Source organism: Rhodococcus sp. 14-2483-1-2 (assembly GCF_002259405.1).
Taxonomy (GTDB): Bacteria; Actinomycetota; Actinomycetes; order Mycobacteriales; family Mycobacteriaceae; genus Rhodococcoides.
Window position 1 is genome coordinate 444,374 of record NZ_NPFW01000007.1, and the last position, 22,043, is coordinate 466,416.

At 64.1% G+C, this 22,043-nt stretch carries 22 protein-coding genes; 8 read left to right on the forward strand and 14 right to left on the reverse strand.

The annotated features are described in order from the left end of the window. Positions 1-4: 4 nt before the first annotated feature. Both CH295_RS06795 and CH295_RS06800 read right to left on the reverse strand, forming a co-directional pair. Positions 5-1,333 (reverse strand): MCE family protein, encoded by a 1,329-nt coding sequence (locus CH295_RS06795; protein ID WP_094740157.1) that lies wholly within the window; start codon positions 1,331-1,333, stop codon positions 5-7. Continuing rightward, a complete protein-coding gene (locus CH295_RS06800) occupies positions 1,330-2,490 on the reverse strand; it encodes a cytochrome P450 (RefSeq protein ID WP_252341938.1) in 1,161 nt (386 codons plus the stop codon). Before CH295_RS06800 ends, CH295_RS06795 begins: the two co-directional genes overlap by 4 nt. Positions 2,491-2,787: 297 nt before the next feature. Here CH295_RS06800 and CH295_RS06805 point away from each other — a divergent pair, with 297 nt between their 5' ends. Next, the gene (locus tag CH295_RS06805) at positions 2,788-4,050 is read left to right on the forward strand and encodes a PucR family transcriptional regulator (protein ID WP_094740158.1); all 1,263 of its coding nucleotides are present in this window, start codon (positions 2,788-2,790) and stop codon (positions 4,048-4,050) included. Between the two features lie 25 nt (positions 4,051-4,075). Here CH295_RS06805 and CH295_RS06810 read toward each other — a convergent pair whose 3' ends face one another. From CH295_RS06810 to CH295_RS06825, 4 genes are read right to left on the reverse strand one after another with little or no spacing between them, the layout of a single operon-like run. Next, positions 4,076-4,462, reverse strand: coding sequence for a hypothetical protein (locus CH295_RS06810; RefSeq protein WP_094740159.1), 387 nt, complete (start codon positions 4,460-4,462; stop codon positions 4,076-4,078). Positions 4,463-4,473: 11 nt separating this feature from the next. Next, positions 4,474-5,616, reverse strand: a complete 1,143-nt coding sequence (locus CH295_RS06815; protein WP_094740160.1) for an NAD(P)/FAD-dependent oxidoreductase — start codon at positions 5,614-5,616, stop codon at positions 4,474-4,476. Then, on the reverse strand, positions 5,613-5,810 hold the full coding sequence (locus CH295_RS06820) for a ferredoxin (protein ID WP_094740161.1): 198 nt from the start codon (positions 5,808-5,810) through the stop codon (positions 5,613-5,615). Before CH295_RS06820 ends, CH295_RS06815 begins: the two co-directional genes overlap by 4 nt. Then, entirely contained in the window at positions 5,807-7,009 is a 1,203-nt protein-coding gene (locus CH295_RS06825) for a cytochrome P450 (protein ID WP_094740315.1), read from the reverse strand. Before CH295_RS06825 ends, CH295_RS06820 begins: the two co-directional genes overlap by 4 nt. Positions 7,010-7,167: 158 nt before the next feature. Between CH295_RS06825 and CH295_RS06830 the strand changes: the two genes are divergently transcribed. Further along, positions 7,168-7,836 carry a TetR/AcrR family transcriptional regulator gene (locus CH295_RS06830; protein WP_094740162.1) on the forward strand — a complete coding sequence of 223 codons (669 nt, stop codon included), beginning with the start codon at positions 7,168-7,170 and terminating at the stop codon, positions 7,834-7,836. A gap of 10 nt (positions 7,837-7,846) precedes the next feature. On the opposite strand, the gene CH295_RS06835 is transcribed toward CH295_RS06830, so the two are convergent. The 4 genes from CH295_RS06835 to CH295_RS06845 all read right to left on the reverse strand — a co-directional run bounded on the left by CH295_RS06835 (position 7,847) and on the right by CH295_RS06845 (position 10,478). After that, on the reverse strand, positions 7,847-8,059 hold the full coding sequence (locus tag CH295_RS06835) for a hypothetical protein (RefSeq protein ID WP_094613040.1): 213 nt from the start codon (positions 8,057-8,059) through the stop codon (positions 7,847-7,849). 4 nt (positions 8,060-8,063) lie between these two features. After that, positions 8,064-8,207, reverse strand: a complete 144-nt coding sequence (locus CH295_RS27715) for a hypothetical protein (RefSeq protein WP_170945782.1) — start codon at positions 8,205-8,207, stop codon at positions 8,064-8,066. 519 nt (positions 8,208-8,726) lie between these two features. Next, positions 8,727-9,488, reverse strand: a complete 762-nt coding sequence (locus CH295_RS06840) for a lysophospholipid acyltransferase family protein (RefSeq protein WP_094635293.1) — start codon at positions 9,486-9,488, stop codon at positions 8,727-8,729. A 9-nt stretch (positions 9,489-9,497) separates the two neighbouring features. Then, positions 9,498-10,478 carry an SDR family oxidoreductase gene (locus tag CH295_RS06845; RefSeq protein ID WP_094740163.1) on the reverse strand — a complete coding sequence of 327 codons (981 nt, stop codon included), beginning with the start codon at positions 10,476-10,478 and terminating at the stop codon, positions 9,498-9,500. 180 nt (positions 10,479-10,658) lie between these two features. Between CH295_RS06845 and CH295_RS06850 the strand changes: the two genes are divergently transcribed. Next, positions 10,659-11,573 carry an alpha/beta fold hydrolase gene (locus CH295_RS06850; RefSeq protein ID WP_094740164.1) on the forward strand — a complete coding sequence of 305 codons (915 nt, stop codon included), beginning with the start codon at positions 10,659-10,661 and terminating at the stop codon, positions 11,571-11,573. 66 nt (positions 11,574-11,639) lie between these two features. Here the strand turns inward: CH295_RS06850 and CH295_RS28090 are convergent, their stop codons facing one another. The 3 genes from CH295_RS28090 to CH295_RS06865 are packed head-to-tail and all read right to left on the reverse strand — an operon-like array spanning position 11,640 to position 15,029. Beyond that, complete coding sequence (locus tag CH295_RS28090) at positions 11,640-13,430, reverse strand: FAD-dependent monooxygenase (protein ID WP_094740165.1); 1,791 nt, start codon at positions 13,428-13,430, stop codon at positions 11,640-11,642. After that, positions 13,427-14,353, reverse strand: coding sequence for a fumarylacetoacetate hydrolase family protein (locus CH295_RS06860; RefSeq protein ID WP_094635289.1), 927 nt, complete (start codon positions 14,351-14,353; stop codon positions 13,427-13,429). The genes CH295_RS28090 and CH295_RS06860 overlap by 4 nt, the downstream gene beginning before the upstream one ends. A 40-nt stretch (positions 14,354-14,393) precedes the next feature. Then, positions 14,394-15,029, reverse strand: a complete 636-nt coding sequence (locus tag CH295_RS06865) for a VOC family protein (protein ID WP_094740166.1) — start codon at positions 15,027-15,029, stop codon at positions 14,394-14,396. A 118-nt stretch (positions 15,030-15,147) separates the two neighbouring features. Here CH295_RS06865 and CH295_RS06870 point away from each other — a divergent pair, with 118 nt between their 5' ends. The 3 genes from CH295_RS06870 (at position 15,148) to CH295_RS06880 (ending at position 19,480) form a co-directional block, all read left to right on the forward strand. After that, positions 15,148-15,777 carry a TetR/AcrR family transcriptional regulator gene (locus tag CH295_RS06870; RefSeq protein ID WP_094740167.1) on the forward strand — a complete coding sequence of 210 codons (630 nt, stop codon included), beginning with the start codon at positions 15,148-15,150 and terminating at the stop codon, positions 15,775-15,777. A gap of 249 nt (positions 15,778-16,026) precedes the next feature. Next, the gene (locus tag CH295_RS06875) at positions 16,027-18,381 is read left to right on the forward strand and encodes a thiamine pyrophosphate-binding protein (protein WP_094740168.1); all 2,355 of its coding nucleotides are present in this window, start codon (positions 16,027-16,029) and stop codon (positions 18,379-18,381) included. 28 nt (positions 18,382-18,409) lie between these two features. After that, positions 18,410-19,480 (forward strand): dihydrolipoamide acetyltransferase family protein, encoded by a 1,071-nt coding sequence (locus CH295_RS06880; protein WP_094740169.1) that lies wholly within the window; start codon positions 18,410-18,412, stop codon positions 19,478-19,480. Positions 19,481-19,530: 50 nt separating this feature from the next. Here CH295_RS06880 and CH295_RS06885 read toward each other — a convergent pair whose 3' ends face one another. Then, positions 19,531-19,962 carry a type II toxin-antitoxin system Rv0910 family toxin gene (locus tag CH295_RS06885; RefSeq protein ID WP_170945783.1) on the reverse strand — a complete coding sequence of 144 codons (432 nt, stop codon included), beginning with the start codon at positions 19,960-19,962 and terminating at the stop codon, positions 19,531-19,533. 138 nt (positions 19,963-20,100) lie between these two features. Here CH295_RS06885 and CH295_RS06890 point away from each other — a divergent pair, with 138 nt between their 5' ends. Both CH295_RS06890 and CH295_RS06895 read left to right on the forward strand, forming a co-directional pair. Continuing rightward, on the forward strand, positions 20,101-21,303 hold the full coding sequence (locus tag CH295_RS06890) for an acyl-CoA dehydrogenase family protein (protein ID WP_094740171.1): 1,203 nt from the start codon (positions 20,101-20,103) through the stop codon (positions 21,301-21,303). 70 nt (positions 21,304-21,373) lie between these two features. Then, the gene (locus CH295_RS06895) at positions 21,374-22,039 is read left to right on the forward strand and encodes a TetR/AcrR family transcriptional regulator (protein ID WP_170945784.1); all 666 of its coding nucleotides are present in this window, start codon (positions 21,374-21,376) and stop codon (positions 22,037-22,039) included. The last annotated feature ends 4 nt before the right edge of the window (positions 22,040-22,043 follow it).

Consider the following 22,043-nt stretch of genomic DNA (forward strand, 5'->3'; position numbering starts at 1 on the left):
ACACCTACTTCAGCTCGATCTGGTTGCCTCTCATCGCCGGTGCCCCCAATGTCGTTGTCCAGGAGGGAATTTTCGAGGGCGAGATACCAAGCCTGTTGGCGTAGACGACGTCGAGTGTGCTTCGTTCGAGATCAGATCCGGCGTATGCGGCCGGTGTCGCGGGAAACACCCGGTCGTTCGCGGTGGTGCCTGCATCCTGCGGCCCGGGGTTACGCGATGGCACCTGATACGAACCGTCGTTGTACGAGCCTCCGGGATACTGCGGGGCATTCTCGCCGGTGCCCGGAACTGCGCTCGGAAAGCACTGCGGTCCAAGGTCGTCCAAGAACCTCGGCTCGTCCTGATTCGGCAGGTATCGACCCTTGGGATTTACGAACTCGGCTGTGCCCTGGATTCCGGGGAACTCGCTGTCCGTCTCGAGCACTTCGGGAATCTGGGGCGTCACAGCGACGATCTGATCGAGGAAGCAGTCGACAGTCGGAATGTACTCCTCGAGCGTTTCGACCAGCTCCCGTGAATCGGCCGACACACTGATGATGTCGTCGGAGTTGGCCGCGAGGAAGTCCGCAGTGGTTGAGGAACTCGATGTCAGTGACGCGATCAGGGTGTCGGTCGCAGGACGACGCTCGACGACCGTGTTCCCCGTGACCCGGAGGTTGTCGAGAGCGTCGAACAAAGACGGTAGGGCCTCGGAGTAGGTGTCGGCGAGGTCCGCAACACCTCGAATATCGTCCTGGAGTGACGGCATCTCGGCGTTCACCTGTGCGAAGACGTTCTCGAGCCGGTCGATCGTGGAGCCGAGCTGCTCACCTCGCCCTGAAAGTCCTTGCGCCAGCGCACCGAGGGTACTTGCCAGATCCTGAGGGGGCACGGCCTCCAGTAGCGGCTGCAGGCCGTCGAGCAACACTCCCACCTCGATGGCGTTACCGCTGACGTCCTGCCCCAGCACAGAGCCGTCGACGATGGGGGCGGCGGAACCCGCGGGGTCGAGCAGGGCGACGTACCTTTCTCCGAAGAGAGTCTTGGGCAGCAAACGCGCAGTGGCAGCCGACGATATTTCAGAGGCATAGGACGGTGTGATGGCCAGATGCGCGACAACGGCACCATCATTCGCAGTGGTCGAATCGACATGTCCGACAACAACTCCACGGAACTTGACGTCCGCGCGTTGCGGTAGGGCGTTGCCTGCGGAGTCCAGGATCAGGTCGACGCGGACAGCAGCGTCGAACGTTCCGTCGTACCGGGTGACACTCCATCCGACGAAGAGAGCCAACACCATGAAGAACGCAGCACCGAGCGGGATGGTGGTCGACCGTCGCCGCGCCTCGATCATCGCTTCGGGTCGGGCACGAGGTGCAACGGAAGAACCGAGAATCGATGAATGACGTTGTTGACGGCGATCTCCGGTGTACCCGCCTGTTCGATCCGACCGACGTGGCGTAGCAGAGCGCGCAGAATCGCTTCGGTCTCCATTCGAGACAGCCCCTGGCCGGCGCAGCCGTGAACGCCGTACCCGAAGCCGACGTGTGCGGAAGCATCGCGCGTGATGTCGAACCGATCGGGTTCTTCCCACGCGAGTTCGTCCCGATTCGCCGATGCGTACATCACGAGTAGTTGCGCACCCGCGGGCACCGGGACACCCCCGATGATCGAATCGGTCTCGGCGCGCCGAGCGAACGCCCGCAACGGGGACTCGATCCGGATCACTTCGTTGATCGCATTGGGCAGCAGTGCATACGGATCTTGCCGGAGCAGGTCCCATTGATCCGGATGCTTGGCGAACAGCCACAATGCAGCGGCAATCCCGCTTGCGGTGGTGTCTATCGACGGCCCCAGATAATCCATCAGGAATGCAGGCAGATCGGCCGCGCGGAGGCGACCTGCATCGATGTGCTCGATCATCTCCTCGGCAATGCTTCCCGGAACGACGTCGCGTCTACGGGCGAGGCTGTGCACGAAATACAGCATCCGCAGGCTGGCGGCCGTCGATCTCATCGAGACGCCGTTGAGCGGCCCCAACATGTCGAAGATCGCGCCCGCCCACTTCACAAGCTCTTTTCTGCCACGCTGCGGCCAGCCGATCAGGTCCGGCACCACCGTCATGGGCAATTTCAGCGCGATGTCCTCGACACCGTCGACGTATCGCTTGGCCACCGCGTCTCGAACAACCCGCTCGGCCAACGCATTCACGTCCGCGCGTAACGGACGCAACGCCCGTGGGGTGAGACGGTGAGCAGCCACTTTTCTCTGCGCGATGTGCGCGTCGTCGTCGGACATCAAGAAACTACGGTTGCCGATTCTGCGAGCAACAGGATTCATCGCGACGCTGCCCGACGAGCGGTATGTTGCATCGTCCGCGAGCACCTGCTTGACCTCGGCGTACCGGGGCAAGGCGTACACATTCTGCTTCTCCAGCCACACCACCGGACCGAGTTCGCGCATCGCTCGGTAGTGGGGATAGGGATCCTCGATCGCCGAGACCGAGTACAAGTCCTCGGTATAGACCGGGAGGCCCCCGGGTATCCGCCGACGACCGAAGCGGGTCCTCGGGGCATCCGTCGAGCGGAGGTGGCCTGACCCGGATGCGACCGGGCACTTCTGCGCATTGGAAACGTGATCGGACGACATCGACAGGCCCTTCGGCGTTCGGTGGGATCGCGGTGTTCAACCCCGTGGGCTGGAAACTCACAACAGTGTGTAGGAGCTCATGAGCACTCACCAGGGGCAAGATGCATCTACTTTCGGCATATCCGATGCATTCCGCACCATCGCCGATACGGTGTCGATATGCCGTGGGAAAGACCACCCGAGCGAATACGCGATCTCATCCGTCAGGGCGCAGAACTCATCGTCCACCACGAATCCGCATGGCTCGACGCCTTCACCGCCGGCCTCATGCAGTCCCCCGGCATGGAAGCCACCCTCATCGACCCCGTGCTGGCCACCGAAACCGAACGAGCGGCCCGCACCACCGTCGTGCGATGGGCAATGTCCAACATCACAGACCCCGGCGCGCCAGTCGTTCCGGCTCTCGACGCGGACATCGTCGAGATATCCAGAGACCTCGTCCGACGCGGACTCGACGAACTTGCGCTCGCCAGCTATCGAATCGGGCAGACGGCCTCGTGGACGTTGCTCGTACGCGTCGCATTCTCGCTCACGTCGGAGCCCGAGGAGCTGGAGGTTCTCCTCGATGTCTTGGCCCAGTCGATCGCCGAGTACATCGAAGGCACATTGGTTCTGGTCGCCGAACGTGTGCGCATCGACCGCGAGGAGCTTCACCGAGGAACCCATCCGCAACGAAGAGAAACGCTGGCTCTGCTTCTCGAGGGTGCACCCTTCCCCATCGATCGGGCAGAGATGCGCCTCGGATACAGCCTCCGCCGTACCCACACGGCCGTTGTTGCGTGGAGTACGGAGCCGGGTACGGAGCTCGGTCACCTCGAGCGCGCGGTCGCACTTCTGGTCGAGCGGGCGCACAGCGCAGCAGCCTTCACGATCGTGCCCGCTGCCGCCACCCTGTGGGCGTGGGTTCCGGGCGACACGAAGATCGACGCACGTGACCTACTCGACCCGATCGACGCTGCCTCCGATGTCCGAATTGCAATCGGGTCACCTGCCCACGGTCCCGAAGGATTCAGACGATCGCACACCGAAGCGCTTCTCACACAACAGATGCTGAGCAGGTCACCCTACGGGCAACGAGCAGCCACATACGACGAGGTGAAACTAGCCACCGCCATGATCCCCGACCGAAGCGACCTGTTCGTTCGCGAGACGCTGGGCGGCCTGGTGGACGCGGAGGCCGCTCTTCGCCACACGGTGCTGACGTTCGTACGAGAGCTCGGAAGCGTCTCCCGAGCGGCGGAATCCCTTCACGCACATCGCAATACGATCGTCCGACGACTTGCCCACGCAGACACACTGCTACCGAGGCCACTGTCCGAGAACCCGGTTCACGTCGCTGTGGCACTCGAACTCGCGCACTGGCACGGGGCCGGGGATACCGCTCAGCACCGACTCCGTGGCCCATCGGCGGCTCAGAAGTAACCTTGGCGAGACGTCACCTCAGCAACTATCGGTTCAACTGCAACTCGGCCAGCACCCCCGCGACCACGAAGCCTCCGGCAATGGCGCAGCCGGCCACTCGTGTGCGTTGGGGAAGGTACGCGGTCAAGGCGAATGCACCGGTGTCCCATACGTCGACGGCCACCCCGGCACGCAGCAGGGGGCGCACCAACTTCGGTGCGTACTTCGTGGCTGCGTACAGCCCGCCACCGATGTAGATCTCTCGAATCCCGAAGGTGCGTGCGGCAGCTCGCGTGGTCGCCACTGCGGCGTCGGGACCGGCGAGGAGTTCGTTGGCCCGCGTGGGGGCGATCATGTGAGCGACGCCGATTGCGGCGCGGCCCAACCCGACGATCTCGGGAAGGCGTCGTACGAGTGTGGTGCTGACAGACATGAGTGCATTCCTTAGTTGGTCGAGACAGCGCTGTCGCGGGCCAGCCGCCGGAGCAGGCCGACGGGTTTCTTGATGCCGAAGGCCACGATGGTGACCCGACCGTCGTCGTGATTCCACTGCAAGAGGGCCGACCCCTCGTCCACGGCCCCCTCGAGTACGGTCGGGTCACCCTGCAGCGGCAGGGGGCCCACAACTTTGATGGACAGCCCGAGGATCTCGGTCCAGAAGTAGTCGTCGCTGGGCGCACACGCCGGGTCGAGGCCGAGCACGGACGCTGCCGCCACTTTGCCCTGCGCGACGGCGTTGGACCAGAACGGGGACCGACCGGACCCAGTTCGGGAGTATGCGACGTCGCCTGCCGCGAACACGTCGGGAAGTGCTGTGGCGCAGCATTCGTCGACAGCGACACCCCGAGCATCAGCGATACCGGCACCAGTCAGCCAACCGGTCTCGGGCACATCGCCTGCGCAGGTGACCACCACATCCGCCTCGAGGGTGCGACCCGCGCGCTCGATCCCGCGGACGGGGCTGCCCATCAACGAGACCGGGCTGTCGGCACGGACAAACCGAACCGACGCCGCCTCGGCGCGGGCAGTGATCGCGTCGGACAGGTTGGGCCCCAGCAGCCGATGCAACGGGGGATCGACATCGACGACGGTCACCTCGATATCGCGAGCAATGCATGCACTCGCAACTTCCAAGCCGAGGAAGCCTGCCCCGACGACGACTGCTGTTCGAGCCGTGTCCAGTTTCGTGCGCAGCGCCCGGACGTCGGCGAAGGTCCGCAACACGTTCTCGCCCGCTTGCTGCGGATCGGCTATCCGTCGGGCCGACGCCCCTGTCGCCACGATGAGGGCGTCATAGGGAACGTCGGTGCCATCGGCCGTTGTCACGATGCGGCGATCGGTGTCGACCGATACAGCGCGATCGCCGATCGAGGTGATACCGAGATCGGACAGATCCCACGTCTCGGCCTCGGCCACATCACCTTTGAGGACGTGCTTCGACAACGGCGGCCTGGCGTAGTAGCCGTCGGGGTCCGCACCGATCATGGTGAGCGCGCCATCGTGACCCCGCGCGCGGAGCTCACGGGCCGCGGTGCAGCCTGCGATGGAGTCACCGACGATGACGATCCGACGTTCAGCGGTGCTCACTTGCTCTCTCGGAGGGCCGCTACCGGACAGACGCCGATCGCCGAACGGGCCGCCGCAGCAAGGTCGTCGGGTATGTCGTCGTTGTCGAAGGCGTAGTGCAGTTCGCCCTCGTCGTCCAGGCTGAACACCTTCGGAGCTTGATCGGCGCAGATGCCGTGGCCTTCGCACCGATCCCAGTCGACGTCGATTCTCATTTCTGTGTCCCTTCTGTGGCCACCAGTTTCAGCGGCAAGTGTTCGTAACGGTGAATGACGTTGTTGACGGCCCGTTTCGGTGTTCCCGAGGGGACGAATCTTTCGACCCTGCGCGCCAGTACCCGAAGCATGGTCTGCGCTTCGAGCCGAGCCAGACCCTGACCTGCACACCCGTGCACTCCGGATCCGAATCCGAGTTGCCGAGCGGCGTCACGGGTGACGTCGAATGCATCGGGGTTGTCCCACTCGCGTTCGTCCCGGTTTGCCGACGCGTAGATGACCAGTACGCGTGCACCTTTCGGGATTCGCGATCCATCGATCTCGACGTCGCGCACGGCCCGACGTGAGAACGCTCGGATGGGTGACTCGTATCGGACGACCTCGTTGACGGCGTTGGGGATCAGGTCCGGGTCCTGTCGGATGGCCTGCCACTGCTCGGGGTGACGAGCGAACAGATCGAGCGCGCCGGAGATCGCTCCGATGGTGGTGTCGAGCGATGGCCCGAGGTAGTCGATCATCAATGCCGGGCATGCGGACTTGCCGATCCTGTTCTCGTCGGCGGCTTTCAGCACGTCGTCGCCCATGCTCCCGGGGAGCACCGATCTTTGCCGCACTACCTTCTTGGAAAACGCGAGCATCTCGGTGGCGGCCTTCACGGCCGTGACGGAGTGACGATTGACGGGCCCGAGCGAGTCGAATGTTGCTCCAGCCCAGCGGAGAAGCTCCTCGCGACCGTCTTCGGGCCACCCCACGAGGTCGGGCACGACGGACATCGGCAACGCCGTGGCGAGATCGTCGACACCGTCGACGAACGTCTTGCTCAGGGCCGCATCGACGACGCTCTCCGCCTTCTCCTCCACTGCGGCCGTCATCTTTCGCACGGCCTTCGGCGTCAAGCGGTGCGCGAGAACCGCACGCTTGGTCGCGTGCTCCTCACCGTCGCTGTTGAGCGTCGTGCCGCGTCCGAGCCTGTTGGCAACAGGATTGAGTGCGACTCCGTCGCCCGAAATGAAGGTCTCGTCGTCGAGCAGCACTGCCTTGCACTCTGCATAGCGTGAGATGGCGAACGCCTGCTGCCGTGGTAACCACACCACCGGGCCGAGTGCCCGGAGCCTCGCGTAGTGCGGATACGGGTCGAGGATCGCATCGGTGGAGTAGATGTCGGTGCGATACTCCGGGATCGTTGCGTTCGTTGTCATGGGGTCCTTCGCCAGGAAGAGTAAGTTCGCGCTGCCCAAACGGGTTATTGACGATATCGTCACCCACGGCACAGCCGCCCGTCAAGCTTTTTGACGAATTCGTCATGATTCGAACGCGATAGGCTACCCTCACGCACACCGCAGAGCAGGAGCAGACCGTGACCGAAGGCAACCGCGTCGAGCGCCGCAAGGCACGCACCAGAGCCGCGCTGGTCCGCGCAGCTCAAGGGCTTCTCGCCAGCGGAAACACCAACGCACCGGTCCTCGAGATCACACAGGCAGCCGACGTCAGCAACGGATCGTTCTACAACTACTTCGAGAGCAAGGAAGAGCTGTGGCAAGCGGCCATCGACTCCGCCCTCGAATCGGCAGGTGACTATCTCGACTCGCTCACCGTCGACCTGGACGACCCGGTCGAAGAGTTCACCCAGTCCTTTCGATTGTCCGGACGGCTCTTCCGCCTCGAACCGGAACTGAGTCGTGTCCTGCTCAACTCCGAGGCCGCGGCATTCGCCGCAGCCGGGGGCCTGGCCCCGCGTTCGCGTCGTGATATCGAATCAGCCGCCGCACAAGGACGATTCGATGTGGACGACGCGGATGTCGCACTCGCCATCGTGGCCGGTTCTCTGCTGTCGATGGGTCGACTGCTGCTCGCCCAACCCGAACGCGACGAAGCGGCAACCGTGGACGGCACGACACAGCGCGTTCTACGGGCACTCGGAATCTCTGCAGACGAGGCCGAAAAACTGTGTGGCCGCGAGCTTCCGACGTCCTACAGCGGCGGAGTTCAGGCAGCGATCGACCCCACGTCCCAGCCGCTCCCGTAGCCGACCGAAGTCAGTCGTCCGCGGCCCTGAGCGCGACGCTCAGGGCCTCTTGCGCCGATATGTCCGCCTCGATCGCACCGCGCATCTCGGCATCGTCGAGGTCGACGAGCAACGGAGAATCGGTGTCGGACTGTCCGCGCACATCGGCGAGTTCCTGCTCGCGATCTTTCGCTCGCCGATAGACGGCAAGGGCCTCGTCCTGCTTCTCTCGTGCGGTGGCCATGCCGTCAGGCTCTCTGGTGTCGCGCGGGGGCGTGCGCAGACGCCTCGACGGGAACCGACACGGCAACGGGTTCGACCTTCCGATCACTACCGCGCGTGCTCATCTTCATGAAGTTCTGCAGTTCGTCGTGAATAGGTGTGTCGGTCATGAGACTCGACCTTCTCGACCTACGATGCGCAGGTCGGTTCGGTTTCGCTGAACCATTGTGTGCGCTGAACGAGCGGCGTGACACCGACCCTACGGCCTTTCCTCCCACGCGGTCCACGCTGCGCCGAACATCCTCGACCAGAACTCCGTTGCTCTCGACGAGCTGGGGGCTCGGGGTCTACTGTCGCTCACGTCGACACGTTCGATCGCGCGCAAGCGGCAGTCGATGGCCGGGGCCCATGCACACAGCGCAGGCTGACGGCGACTCGAACCTCGGCACACCTTCCTGCCGAGGACACCTGCTGCTCGACCGGGACACGCACGGCAGCGGCATTCGACGTACAGGATCGAGTCCGAGTGCTCACCTACAGCTTCAACCTCGACTACCGAGGCGTATGCCCCATCTGCGAACAGATCACGTTGGGAGAGAACGTCATCGATTCGCCGGCCGTCGGACCGACCAGCAGCCGCATCTATGCCTCCTGTGAAGCGTGCGGATGGGAAGGACCTGGCTGACGGCTCAGCCGATCACCGGCTTGCGGTCCTTCGTCAATTCGTCGAGCTCTGCTTGCATCGCCGAGTGAACTCGGTGCGCGAAGTCCTCTGCGGTCTCGTCGGGTTCGGGACGCATCGGCGCGAGCACCGACGTCTCCAGCTTCGTGGGCAACGGTAGATACGGAAGCAACCCGACTACCCCGAAATTCACGCCCCAGGGAATGGATACCGACAGCGGCAGCGTCTTGACGCGAAATGCCGTCTTGTTCAATCGGAGCGCCTTGGCGATACGACGACCACTGCTGAGGACGAGGAGCGACTCACCCGCGCCCGCGGTCACGACCGGAACTATCGGCACCCCGGCTTCCATTGCGAGACGCGCGTAACCACTGCGTCCGGCGAAGACGATGTCGTTTCGGTGCCGCCACGACTTCAGCGCATCGAGGTCACCGCCGGGAAAGACCAGGACATTGTGCCCCTCTTCGAATGCATCGAGAGCATTCTCTCGAGCGGCCGGACGCGCGCCGAAGGGCTCGAGTAACTTTCCTGCACGCAGCGTCCACGCGATCTGGTGCGTCAACGCGATCACTTCCCTGGACAGCTTCAGATCGTCGTACGCCGCCGAGAACGCGAACACGTTCAGATCGATCACTCCGCCGAACCCGTGATTGCACACGAACAACACGGGCTCGTCGGGAACCGGTTGTGCGACCGACACTTCGAGGCGGTTGTAGAGACGGACAGCATTGATTCCCATGGCCCGAATCGCCCGAGGTACTTTGTGCATGGGCGCACTCTAGCGGGGCCGGACGCCCCGGCGTGCTGCTTCGCGGACCGCGAACTCACGGTAGGTGGTGGCAGGTCGTCCGAGAAGCTTCGGCAACTCCGTCATGTCCCCTGCAGGCAGTCCGTTCTTGTCGTAGTAGTTCATCATGCGCTCGTAGCAGTCCCTCGAGTCCTGCGACCAGTTGCGAATTCCGCGGGCGTTCGAGGACTGCTGGAGTCCACGGATCACATGCTGCGGCGCATGGATCTTGGTCGACAACAACGACTTGGCGACAACAGTGACCAGTGCACCGGCTCCCCGCAACGGGTTCTGCAGAGACGCCGGTGGGAGCCTCACCGCGGATACGTGATGGCCGAGAACGTCGGACCAGATCCGCGCCATCTCGTGTCGGTCGAGCTCTTCCGACGACAAGTCGTACGTACGGTTCTCGTGTCCCTCGGGTGCGACGAGGATGTTGGCCGCGACCTCGCTGACATCCTCGGCATCGACGACGCCCATCACCGAATTCGGCGAAGACGGGTACGGCAGAACTCCACCTTGCATGAACTCCCAGAAATCCAGGTAGTTCTGCATGAAGTGGGACGCCCGCAGATTTGTGCAGGCGATACCCGAACGCCGAAACACCTCCTCGACGCGGCCCTTCTCCTGATGGTGGAACATCTCGGTGATCTCGGGATGAATCACCGAGTGATACACGATGTGCTCGACGCCGTTCGCGAGACATGCTGCGACGATGTCCTCGGCGATCGAGACCTCGTGCACGAGCGACGTCGGATGGACGTGGAACAGGCGTCGAACACCGACGGTCGCTGCGAGTACGTCCGCTGCCGATCGAATGTCACCGATCACCACATCGGTCGCCCCGTCCGCACGTGCACCCTTGGCCTGCTTCTCGTCCTTGACGAACGCTCGGACCTTTTCTCCGCGTCCGTTCAGATCGCGGATTACTGCGTGTCCGACACTGCCGCCGGCACCGGTGACCAGAATCATCGTGCCCCTTCTCTCGAAACCGAAGTAGAACAAGTCACATATTGACTTGAAGTCAAAAAGTACGCTACAAAAAAACTGACTGACAGTCAATGGCCTGTCCGGTCACGACGACGAACGAGTGCTCGGCTCGACTGGATCGAGCACTGCATCCGACGACACCCTCGACGAGAAAGTAGCGAAGTGACCGATTCCGAAATCCAACGATGGCAAGACATGCAGTGGAACAACCACACTCGTGACATAGATGTGGACGGATCGCGTATCCACCTCGTCGACCTGAATCCGACCGCAGACGAGGTGGTGATCTTTCTGCACGGCATTTCGGCCAGCTGGCGCTGGTTCATCGAGATCTTGCCCGAGGTCGCGCGGTCGCGTCGCGCCATCGGCATCGACCTACCCGGTTTCGGTGGCTCGCAATTCTCACGGGGCCACAGCAGCTTCGCCGCCCTCGCCGATTCCGTCGTCGCAACGTGCGGCGTCCTCGGTGTCGATCGGGCCACCGTCGTCGGGCACTCCATGGGTTCGATCGTGGCCACGCGACTTGCGGCGGATCACCCCGGGCTGGTCGAGCGACTCGTCGTCACCGGCGGACCGATCCTCTCGCTCACCGGCCTCACACGACGTCCGATCAGCACCATCCGGGATCAACCACGCGCGGTGGCGACCCTGTTGGCAGAGTTGGTCACGATCGGCCTCCCTATGCCGAACTGGTTGGCGCACAGGGCCGCACGATCACCCCTGCTCCTCAAAGCCGCCCTCGGACCGTTCGTGAACCGGACCGACCGACTCGACCCCGAGCTCATGGACCAGGTGACGTCTGCATTGGGCGCACCCGGATCGTTCCCGGCGCTGCTGTCCACCGCATCCGCCGACCCGAGTGCCGGTCTGGACCTCATCACCTGCCCGACGCGGATCATTCGCGGACCGGGCGATCCCCTGTCACCACCCGCCGATGTCCAACGATTCCTCGACGCAGTTCCCGCCGCGACCGCCGTCGAGATCGAGGGCACCGGACATTGGCCGCACATCGAGAAGCCGGCCGAGTTCTTGGCCGAACTGACTGCGTTCCTGGACATTCCGGTCAAGCGGCCCTGATCTCGTCGAGCACGGCAGATGGTGCCCCACCAACGGTGGGGCACCATGTGCCATGTCGTCGGAGGCTTACACGCCCGCGGACACCGTGAAGTAACGCCCCCATTGCCGGTTCACGAACTCGCTCAGCTCGCGGGTGGCGTCCTCACCCGATGCCGATGTGCGCCAGGCAGTGTGGCCGTCGGGACGAACGAGCACCGCGCCTGTCTCACCCACCTCGTACAGGCGAATCAGCTCGTCACGATCGACACCTGCCGGTACTTCCGCAGAGATCAGGGTGACGCCGGGCCCGGCGTTCTCCAGCTCCGACACCACGCCTGACCAACTGTTGCCGGCAAAAGTGAACAGCGACAACTTGTTCGGGTCGAGCGTCTCGTGCACCGGCACCTGCGCACCGCCTACCGAGACCACCGCGTGCGGGAGTCTGGCCCCCGGGTATGTCGTGGGCAGATAATCGACCACGTCCTCGGCGGGCTTGACCGAGGGATCCCGTGCGATCAACGGACTGGCGTAGAGGTAGCCGAACTGCAAGCCGATCGACACGAAGTGCTCCACCTGAAGCGGGATCGCGTCGGCGATCTCGCGACGAAGCTGGGCGGCCCCGGGTGCGCCGGGATCGACTTTCTGCGCGCGCGCCATCTGCCGCCGTGTCGCAGCGGCAGCCAGTGGCGCGATCAACTTCCCCGGAACCTTGTTCAGCGGCGGACGACCCATCACCTGAGTGGCTTTCGCCAACATCTTGTTGGTGATGCCCACCCTCTTCCCGATGTCGTCCATCCGGAAATGGTTCGCGACACTCTGCTCGGCGAACTTCTCCACCACCGGACGGCGCTCGGTCTCGTAGGTGTCCAGCAGGGACGCAGACGCGTCGCCCGACAGAACGGCGTCGAGCTTCCAGGCCAGATTGTGAGCATCCTGAACGCCCGAGTTCAACCCGAAACCACCGGTGTGCGGAAACCGGTGCGCCGCATCGCCGAGCAGAAGCAGACGGCCACGACGGAACACATCGGCGGTCTGTGAGGTCATCACCCACGTCCCGGTCGACTCCAGATCGAACTCGTGGTCTCCCAACACCTTCGGCAGCGTGCGTGACCAGTAGGCTCGACTGTCCTTGGCGATCTCCTGTTCGGGGTGCAGGTACGCCGTCATGAGAATGTATCGATGGTCGGCGTGCGCGATCATCACACCGCACAGCTCCGGCGTGAAGATCCAACTGAGCAGCGGACGAGCATCATCGGGGAAGAGGGTCTTCGAGGTGAAGAAGGCACTACCCATGTTCGCAAGGACCGGTCCGGTCAAGCCCACGCCGGTACCGTCTCGTGTCGCGCTGTTCGCACCGTCGCACGCCAACACGTACTCGGCCTCGATCTCGGCTACTCCGTTCGCGCATCGCCCGCGCACCCGTGCACCGGACGCGTCGGTGTCGACGGACTCGACAGCGCATCCGCGTCGAAACTCGATCAGCGGTTCGGCATCGAGCGCGTCCCACAGTACCGGCATCAACAGATGCTGACCGATGTGCGAGACCAGGAAGGGACTCTGACTCTCGACGATCGCCTTGCGCTCGGGGTCCGAGAGCAGGTCGATGGAACCGATGGCCTCGTCCGACAGGCCTCCGTACCAGCTGATGAGGTTGACCGTCTCGTGCGGCGGCGACATCGCGGCGATCGAGCGCGCCAGCTCTGGGCTGTATTCGTTCCAGATCTCGAGGGTGCGGGCGTTGATCACGTGCGCGGCGGGATGAAAGAGCGGCGCGTCTCGTCGCTCGAGGACGACACTGCGAATCCCTCTGCGCGCCAACAGCAACGCTGCGGTACAACCAGCCGGGCCGGCCCCGGCCACGACGATCGGCGCGGTCATCGGACCACCGTCTCCTGCGTCCCCAGATCGATGGCTCCGTCGGCGGTCTTGATACCGGCGGTGATCACATCGTCGACCGAGAGGTAATCGGGGTTCTTCGCCTGCCGGGCGAAGAAGAACTTCCACTTCAGCGCCGGCGGAATCAACTCGCCGATCTTCTGCACGATCTTGGGCGGCGCGGAAATGGCGGTGCCGATCGGTGTTCCGGTGAGGAGTACGTCGCCGGCGGTCATGTTCTGGAAGCGGGCCAACCGGGTGAGCGCCTCGGCCGGCGGAGTGATCAGGTCGTTGCCGATCGTCTGGTCCTGGCGCGTCTCACCGTTGACCGCCAACGTCATGTGCAGCTCGGGGATGCGACGGAGCTCGTCGTTGTCCAACAGCACCAGTCGAGGCCCCAACGGGGTGAACGTGGGATACGACTTGCTCTCGTACACCTGGACTTTCGTCAACTGGATCTCGCGCGCGGACACGTCGTTCGCCACGATCACCCCGGCCACGTAGTCCGAGAGGTTCTCGTCGGTCACCGTCGTGCCGATGGGAATCTCGGCACCGACGACGATTCCCAGTTCGATCTCGTAGTCCAGCAGCGCCACCTCGGGCGGCTGGCGGATGGGATCGAACGGGCCACTGACCGACGCCGAGGACTTACGAAAGAAAGTCGGCTGCAACGTGTTCGGATCGGAACCGGCATCGATCGCGTGGGATCGGTAATTGAGCAGTTGCGCCACCACCCGGCACGGTGTGGTGACCGGAGATACGAGCTCGAGCTCGTCGACACTCGACCCCGCACCCGACGCGCCGGTGATGGCGTCGCGATCGGCAAGAAGTTCGCGGGTGGTCTCGGCCGTCGTCTCGATACGGATTGCACGGTCGCCATCGAGGCGCCACCATCCGTCGATGGTCCGGACTACGTTGACAGACATGTGAGTCTTTCTCCCCCTTTTTCGATCGAAATCTGCTCGGTCACAAAGTTTTCGGCGTGATGGTCTTCTTGTTGGCGACGACCGGATGCCCGGGCCGAGTTCCGGCCTCACGTCGGCGAAGTTCCTCGTGCGGCACGCCGTTGCGCAGCTGGCTGAGCAGGTAGTCGGGGTCGATGTTGACGCCGATCGGGTTCTTCGCGAACTCCTCGGTGAAGAAGAACGCCGCGGTGTTCTCGGCATCGAAATTCTCGACCTGGAATTCGAGGCGCACCCCATCGGGATCCTCGTAGTACAGCGAGATCGTCGGTCCGTGATTGATCGACCACACCGGCACGATGCCGAGCCGCTTGAGTCGCACGTAGTTCTCCAGCAGTCGCTCGAGCGAGACGAACGTCAATGCGATGTGGTCGATTCCGTACGCCTTGCGCCTGAACTTGGCGAACGGGAAAAGGAACCTGACGGGCTTCGGGACGGCGATGATCGCCAGTCGATGCGACTCGTCATCCCAGGTCAGGAACGTGATTCCCTCGTCCTGGTACACGATCTCGGCGCCGAACACCGCTCCGTACCACCGCACCATCTCCTCGGTGCGAGCTGACTTGACCACCCAGTGGGCGATGAGGTCGGGCGCAACCCTCGGCGCTTTCCGACTCCCTGCATCCTGCGTCGTACTCATCGAACGAGCCTTTCTTCGGGTCACCTGTTGTGACCTACGCTACGGCCACTTTGACTGGTAGTCAAGAAATTGATCGCAGGTCAGGAGAGTTTCCTTCCGGTGAGCTAATGTCGGATCGGTGTCGACCAACCCGTCCCCCGGAGCCGAGCGTTCCCGCCGTTCCCGACCCAGGCGGGACCGTCGACAAGCGCTGATCGACGCGGCGATCGAGCTTCTGGCCGAGGGCAACGGCGCCGACATCAGCGCCGCCGCGATCTGCCGTCGAGCAGGCGTGGCCCACGGACTGCTGTTCTACTACTTCACCGACAAACAAGGCCTGGTCGCGGCCGCACTGGCCGACGTGTTGTCGAAATTGTCGGACTTCCAGGAGCCTGCGGCCGACGAGGAGTCCGTACGGGCACGCATGGAGGGTTTCGTGCGACGCCACATCGAATTTCTCGAGCGCCATCGCGCCCTGTACGTGCGCGTGGTTCGGGAGGGAGAATTGGGCGATTCCGTCGTCGAACATGCCGTCCGAGAAGCACGGGCCGAGGGTGCGCTGCAGGTCGCATCACTCGCGGAACTTCCGGAACCCTTGTCTCCGTTGCAGAGTGCCGCCATTTCGGGCTGGACCGGCTTTCTCGATCGGACCGCCGACGCGTACTTCGACACCCCTGAACTGCCACTCGACGCAGTGGTCGCGCTCGTGGTGGACACTTTCGAGGCAGTGGTGATCGCAGCGCAGGCCCGACCCGACTCGACGCCCTAGAGGTCAGGACGACCAAGTTTCGTACCCTCGAGCGGTCCGAAACCGTGCAACCTGCACAGTCTGCGAAGCACTACTTGCGCAACACGGGATGCGGCTGGTCCACTGTCCGTCATCGCAGCTCAGTTGCATCCCCTCGGCGATTCGAAACCCGAACGCCCGTCCGGACCGCAGGACCACACTCGGCCCTCTTCGTCCGCTCCGCTTTTTCTTGCCCCCGGCACATTCGACGTCGATTCAGGAGCACCTGTCATGACCAGCATCAGTCCCGCCGACCGCCGCTCGCCCACCGGTGATCACCACGACCTGCACGAGCTCGCCCAGCGGGTGCTGTGGTTGTCGACGTCGATGATCCACCATGCCAACCGAATTCGGCCCAACCCGACCGGACTCAAGGTCGGCGGCCACCAGGCGTCCTGCGCGTCGATGGTCTCGATCATGACCTCGCTGTGGTTCGAGCAGCTGCAGCCCGGCGACCGCGTGTCGGTCAAGCCCCATGCCTCGCCGGTGCTGCACGCGATCAACTACCTGCTGGGTGAGTTGGACCAGAAGTACCTGACGACCCTCCGTGCCTACGGCGGTCTGCAGTCCTACCCCTCGCGGGCCAAGGACCCGGACACCGTCGACTACTCCACCGGATCCGTCGGCATCGGTGCCACGGCCCCGATCTGGGGAGCGATGTCCCGACGCTTCGTCGAGGACCGGTTCGGCCCGGAAGAATCCACACCGAAGACGCCCGGCTTCAGCGGACGGCAGTACTCGTTGGTCGGCGATGCGGAACTGGACGAAGGCGCGGTCTGGGAAGCGATCATCGATCCGGGCATCGCCGAGCTCGGCGAGATCGTCTGGATCGTCGACCTCAACCGCCAGTCCCTCGACCGCGTCGTGCCGAACATCGCCGCCCGCCGTCTCGAGAAGATGTTCGACGCCGCAGGCTGGCAGGTCATCACCGTCAAGTTCGGCCGACTGCTCGAAGACCTGTTCGCTCGACCCGGTGGCGATGCTCTACGCACCCGAATCCTGGACATGCCGAATCCCGAGTACCAACGCCTGCTGCGCTGCACTGCCGACGAAGTGCGCACCAGACTTCCGGGATCGGGTCCCGACGCCACCGCCATCGCCGACCTGATCTCCGATCTCGACGACACACTGTTGACCGAGTCGATTCGCAACCTGGGCGGACACGATCTGGATGCGTTGCGCGAGGCCTATTCTCGTATCGACGACACCCGCCCCACCGTGATCGTCGCGTACACGGTCAAGGGATTCGGCCTGCCCACCCAGGGCCATCCGCAGAACCACTCGTCACTGTTGACCGTCGATGAGTACGCAGAACTCGCACGCACCCTCGGCACCGATCCCGAACAGCCCTGGGGTCGCTTCGACACCGACAGCGGCCCCGGCCGGCTGTGCGCTGCGACCGCGGAACGGCTACGCCGCGAACCGATTCCGGCGTCGACGCCACCCGCCGTCCCCACCGACATCGGACGCACCCCCAAGGGCACGGCCACCACGCAGGCCGCGCTGGGCCGCACCCTGATCGACCTCACTCGAGAAGCTCCCGACGCGGCTCGACGCGTGGTCACGGTCAGCCCCGACGTCAGTTCGACCACCAATCTCGGCGGTTGGGTCAACAAGGTCGGCGTCTGGTCGTCGTCGGATCGGCACGACTGGTTCGGCGACGACGCCGAGACGATCATGCACTGGCGTGAAGGACCGTCCGGTCAGCACATGGAACTCGGAATCGCGGAGACCAACCTGGTCGGACTGATGGGCGAGCTCGGTGCCACATGGAGCCGTTGGGGCGAGCCTCTGTTCCCGATCGGCGTCATGTACGACCCATTCGTCGAGCGCGCACTCGAGCCGTGGTCGTACGGCATCTACGCGGGTGGTCAGTCGATTCTCGTCGGCACACCGTCGGGAGTCACCCTGGCCGCGGAAGGTGGTGCGCACCAGTCGATCAAGACCCCGTCGATCGGGCTGGAACAGCCCGGCTGTATCACCTACGAGCCGGCATTCGCCATCGACGTCGAATGGACGCTGCTCGCGAGCATCGGCCGACTCGGACGCCCCGACGGCACCTCGGCATACCTGCGCCTGTCGACGCGTCCCGTCGACCAGTCGAAGGCGGACGTCCCCAGCGATCCGGCTGCCCGGGAACGCAGGCGTCGTCAGGTCGTCGCAGGCGGTTACCCGCTGGTGCGCCGAGACGGAGCGACGGTGACCATCGCAGCCATGGGAGCGCTGATGACCGAAGCTCTGGATGCCGCCGAGCGTTTGGAGCAGATCGGCGTCATCGCAGACGTTCTGTGTATCACCAGCCCGGGCGAGCTCTACCGCGCGCTGCAGGCCAGGCAAGGACACCACGTGGGCGAATCCTGGATTCTCGATCAACTGCTACCCGCCGAGCGAGCGACTCCGATGGTGACGGTGCTCGATGGGCATCCGCACACTCTCGCGTTCCTCGCGACCGTCAACCGAGTGGCCTCGACGTCGTTGGGAGTGAGCAACTTCGGGCAGGTGGGCTCACTCGACGAGGTGTACAAGCACCACCGGATCGACACCGATTCCATCGTGGGCGCAGCTCTCGATGTGACCGGTCAGTGACGAGGCCCCTCCGACAGCGAAAGCAGCCATGACCGCAACCGTCACGAGCACCACCGTTCCGATGCCGTCCCTCGGTGAGAACATCACCGAGGGGACCGTCACTCGGTGGCTCAAGCAGCCCGGGGATACCGTCGCAGTCGACGAGGCTCTGCTCGAAGTAGCCACCGACAAAGTGGACACGGAGATTCCGTCACCGGCGGCGGGGATCCTCACCGAGGTCCTCGCCGCCGAGGACGACGTGGTCGCCATCGGTGCACCACTGGCAACGATCGCCCCGGATCATGTTGCGAGCGAACCCCCGTCGCCCGAGACACCTCCTCCGACACCCCGGGCGGAGGACGTCACTCCCGCCGCAGTGGAGCCGGAGGTCGGCGAGACTGCGGCCGACCGCGTCGAAAAGCTGCCGCGTATCCGGCGGACCATCGCAACCCGGATGGTCCAATCCCTGCACACCGCAGCTCAATTGACGACGGTTGTGGAAGCCGAGGTGTCCGCGGTGGCGCGGATCCGGCGCGAGAACAAGGACTCGTTCCAGCGCCGCACCGGAAACAAATTGTCGTATCTGCCGTTCTTCGTCAAAGCTGCGGTGGAGGCACTGGCGGACAATCCCGTCGTCAACTCTTCGCTCGACGCCGACGTCACCACCGTGACCTATCACGGTGCCTGCCATCTGGGTATGGCCGTCGACAGCCCGAAGGGGCTCATGGTCCCGGTCATCCGAAACGCAGAGCAACTCTCCATCTCTGCGCTGGCGTCCGAAATCGCGGGCGCTGCCGAGAAGGTGCGCGGCGGCACCGTCACCGCCGACGATCTTTCCGGAGGCACGTTCACCATCACCAATACCGGAAGCCGCGGCGCACTGTTCGACACGCCCATCATCAATCAGCCGCAATCGGCGATCCTGGGCTTCGGCTCGGTCGTCGAGCGTGTGGTGCCCGTCCGAGACGCCGCGGGAAACTTGACCATCACCGCGGTTCCGACCGTGTACCTCTCATTGTCGTACGACCACCGAATCGTCGACGGTGCCGATGCGGCCCGCTACCTCGGTGACGTCAAGAATCGACTCGAAAGAGGCTACGCTGCAGAGCTTCTCGACTGAAGGGCACGGTTCCCGATCGCCCCACACGCGGGTGCGGGGCGATCGGCGTTTCACGCGAGATAATCCGCGAGTCCGTTCAAGGTGGCCGTGAGCTTCTTCTTGAACGTGCCCTGCAGCGCCTTGCCCACCACCCCGAACAACAACGGACTGGTCACCTCCAGCTCGAGCGTGACCGCGGAGCCGCCCTCGCGCGCGGCGCAGTTCATCGTCAGTCGAATCTTCGATCCAGTGGATCCGGCACCCACCAAAACCAATTCCTCCGGCGCACGCAGACTTTCGACCTGGAACTCGATGGTGTCGGTGATACTGGCGATCTTGATCTTCTCGACCATCGTCGACCCGACCTCGAGGTCCCGCGGGGGCGTTTCCACCCACTCCACATGCATGGCATGCCACTTCTCGAAAGTGCTGACGTCGGACAGAGTTGCCCACACCTCGTCCTGTGAGGCGGGCAGCTCCTGCGTCATGGTGATGTTGAGCATCCGGGTTCCTTCGTTCGGCAACGGTGTTCCCACAACTACGCCACACCACTGATCGGAAGTCAATATTGACATGAGGTCAACCCAGGCCTAGTTTCGTGAGACACGCCTCACAGGCCCGGCCGAACCGAAGGAAGAACCATGACGACGACCGAAACACTGTCCGTTGACACCGCCGCCGATGTAGTTGCCAACCTTCGGGCTCTCGTACCCGACCTGAAGGCCGGAGCCGCCGAGAACGAGCAGGCACGACGCCTGTCCGAGGACACCGTCGACGCTCTCCGCCGCGCGGGCGCATTTCGAGTCGCAGCACCGGCGAAGTTCGGCGGACTCGAAACCGATCTACGCACCATGCTCGACGTCTCGGCAATCATCGCCGAAGGTGACGCGGGCGCATCCTGGGTCACCACCCTGTCCAACGTGAACAACTGGGCCGCAGGGCTTTACAGCGACGAGGCTCAGGCCGAGATCTACGCGAACGGGCCGGATGCAGTCATTGCCGGTGTCGTCACTCCCGGCGGCACCGCCCGCAAGGTCGAGGGCGGTTACCGCCTCACGGGCACGTGGCCCTACGCCTCGGCCAGCCTGCACTCGGAGTGGTTCACAGGCGGAATCATCATCAACGACGAAGACGGCGACATGCTGGACCAGGGCATGGCATTGCTGCCTCGCTCGGACTACCGCATCGACGACACCTGGTACGTGGCCGGCATGCGCGCCTCCGGCAGCAACACCGTCATCGCGGACGACGTGTTCGTCCCCGAACACCGCATGCTCTCGATGATTCCGGCGTTCAGCGGTGCCAACGTGGCAGAACGTACCGATTCCGCGTTCGCTCGCTCGGCCTTCGGTCCCATGCTCGTCATGGTGCTCGTCGGACCGCAGCTCGGAATGGGCCGTGCTGCAGTCGAACTCGTTCGAACGAAGGCGTCACAGAAGGCCCTGGCCTACACCACGTACGACCGGCAGGCCGACTCGGTGGCCTTCCAGATGATGCTCGCCGAAGCCGCACTGAAGGTCGACACTGCACACCTGCATGCGTACCGCGCGGCAGAGGACGTCAAGCGGTGGGCCGAAGCCGGCGAGTACCCGGACCTGCTCTCGCGCGCTCGTGTTCGCGGCGACGCAGCCGTTGCACTGCGCAGCCTCAATGAGGCGCTCAACATCCTCATGGACGCCACCGGGGCCGGGGCCTTCGCCGATGTCAATGCACTGCAGCGTATTTGGCGCGATTCCAACGTCGGTGCCCGCCACGCCGTCATGCTCCCGCGAGTGTCGATCGAAACCTATGGCAAGGCACTCCTCGGCTTCGACCTTCATGACCACATCACGCCGATCATCTGACGAGGACCTAGTCTTGTGTCGAACCGTAGGCAGCAGCCGAGCGGGGACGCCGAGACAGAGGGGACTCGAGGTGCCGAATCGATCCACCGAGCCGGTTGCCCGGGCCACCCGGGCAACGGCTCGAGCCGCAGAAACCCGTCAGCGAATGATCGATGCGGCAGTCGCCCTGTTCGCAGAATCCGACTACGACAAGGTGGGCGTAGCCGACATCGTGGAATCGGCGGATGTGGCGCACGGCTTGCTGTTCCACTACTTCGGCAACAAGCGAGGCATCTACCTCGAGTCGATGCGGGCCACGGCCTCCGCGATGTCCCAGGCGTTCGCGGACATCCCCGATTCGACACCCGACGTTCAGATACGGGCCGCTCTGACCAGCCATCTCGAGTACCTGCGCGTGCACCGCGGCCTGGCGCTCCGAATGGTGCTGGGCGGCAGAGGTGCCGATCCAGAAGCCTGGGAAGTATTCGAAGGTGCCCGCACCGCAGTGCTGGAAGCGGCGGCCAATCGGCTCGGACTGGACCCGGAGAACACCGGTGTCAGGCTGGTCGGTCGAAGCATCGTCGCCGCAATCGACGGTGCAACGGCCCGATGGCTCGAAGAGGACGTCCGCATCGACGTCGAGCAGATGGTCGAGTGGCTGGTACACCTCATCGTTGCGTGCCTGAGCACCGCGCCGGTTCTCGATCCCACGCTGCAGGTCGACAAAGCCGTCGCATTGCTTCGAGGATCGGACTAGGTCG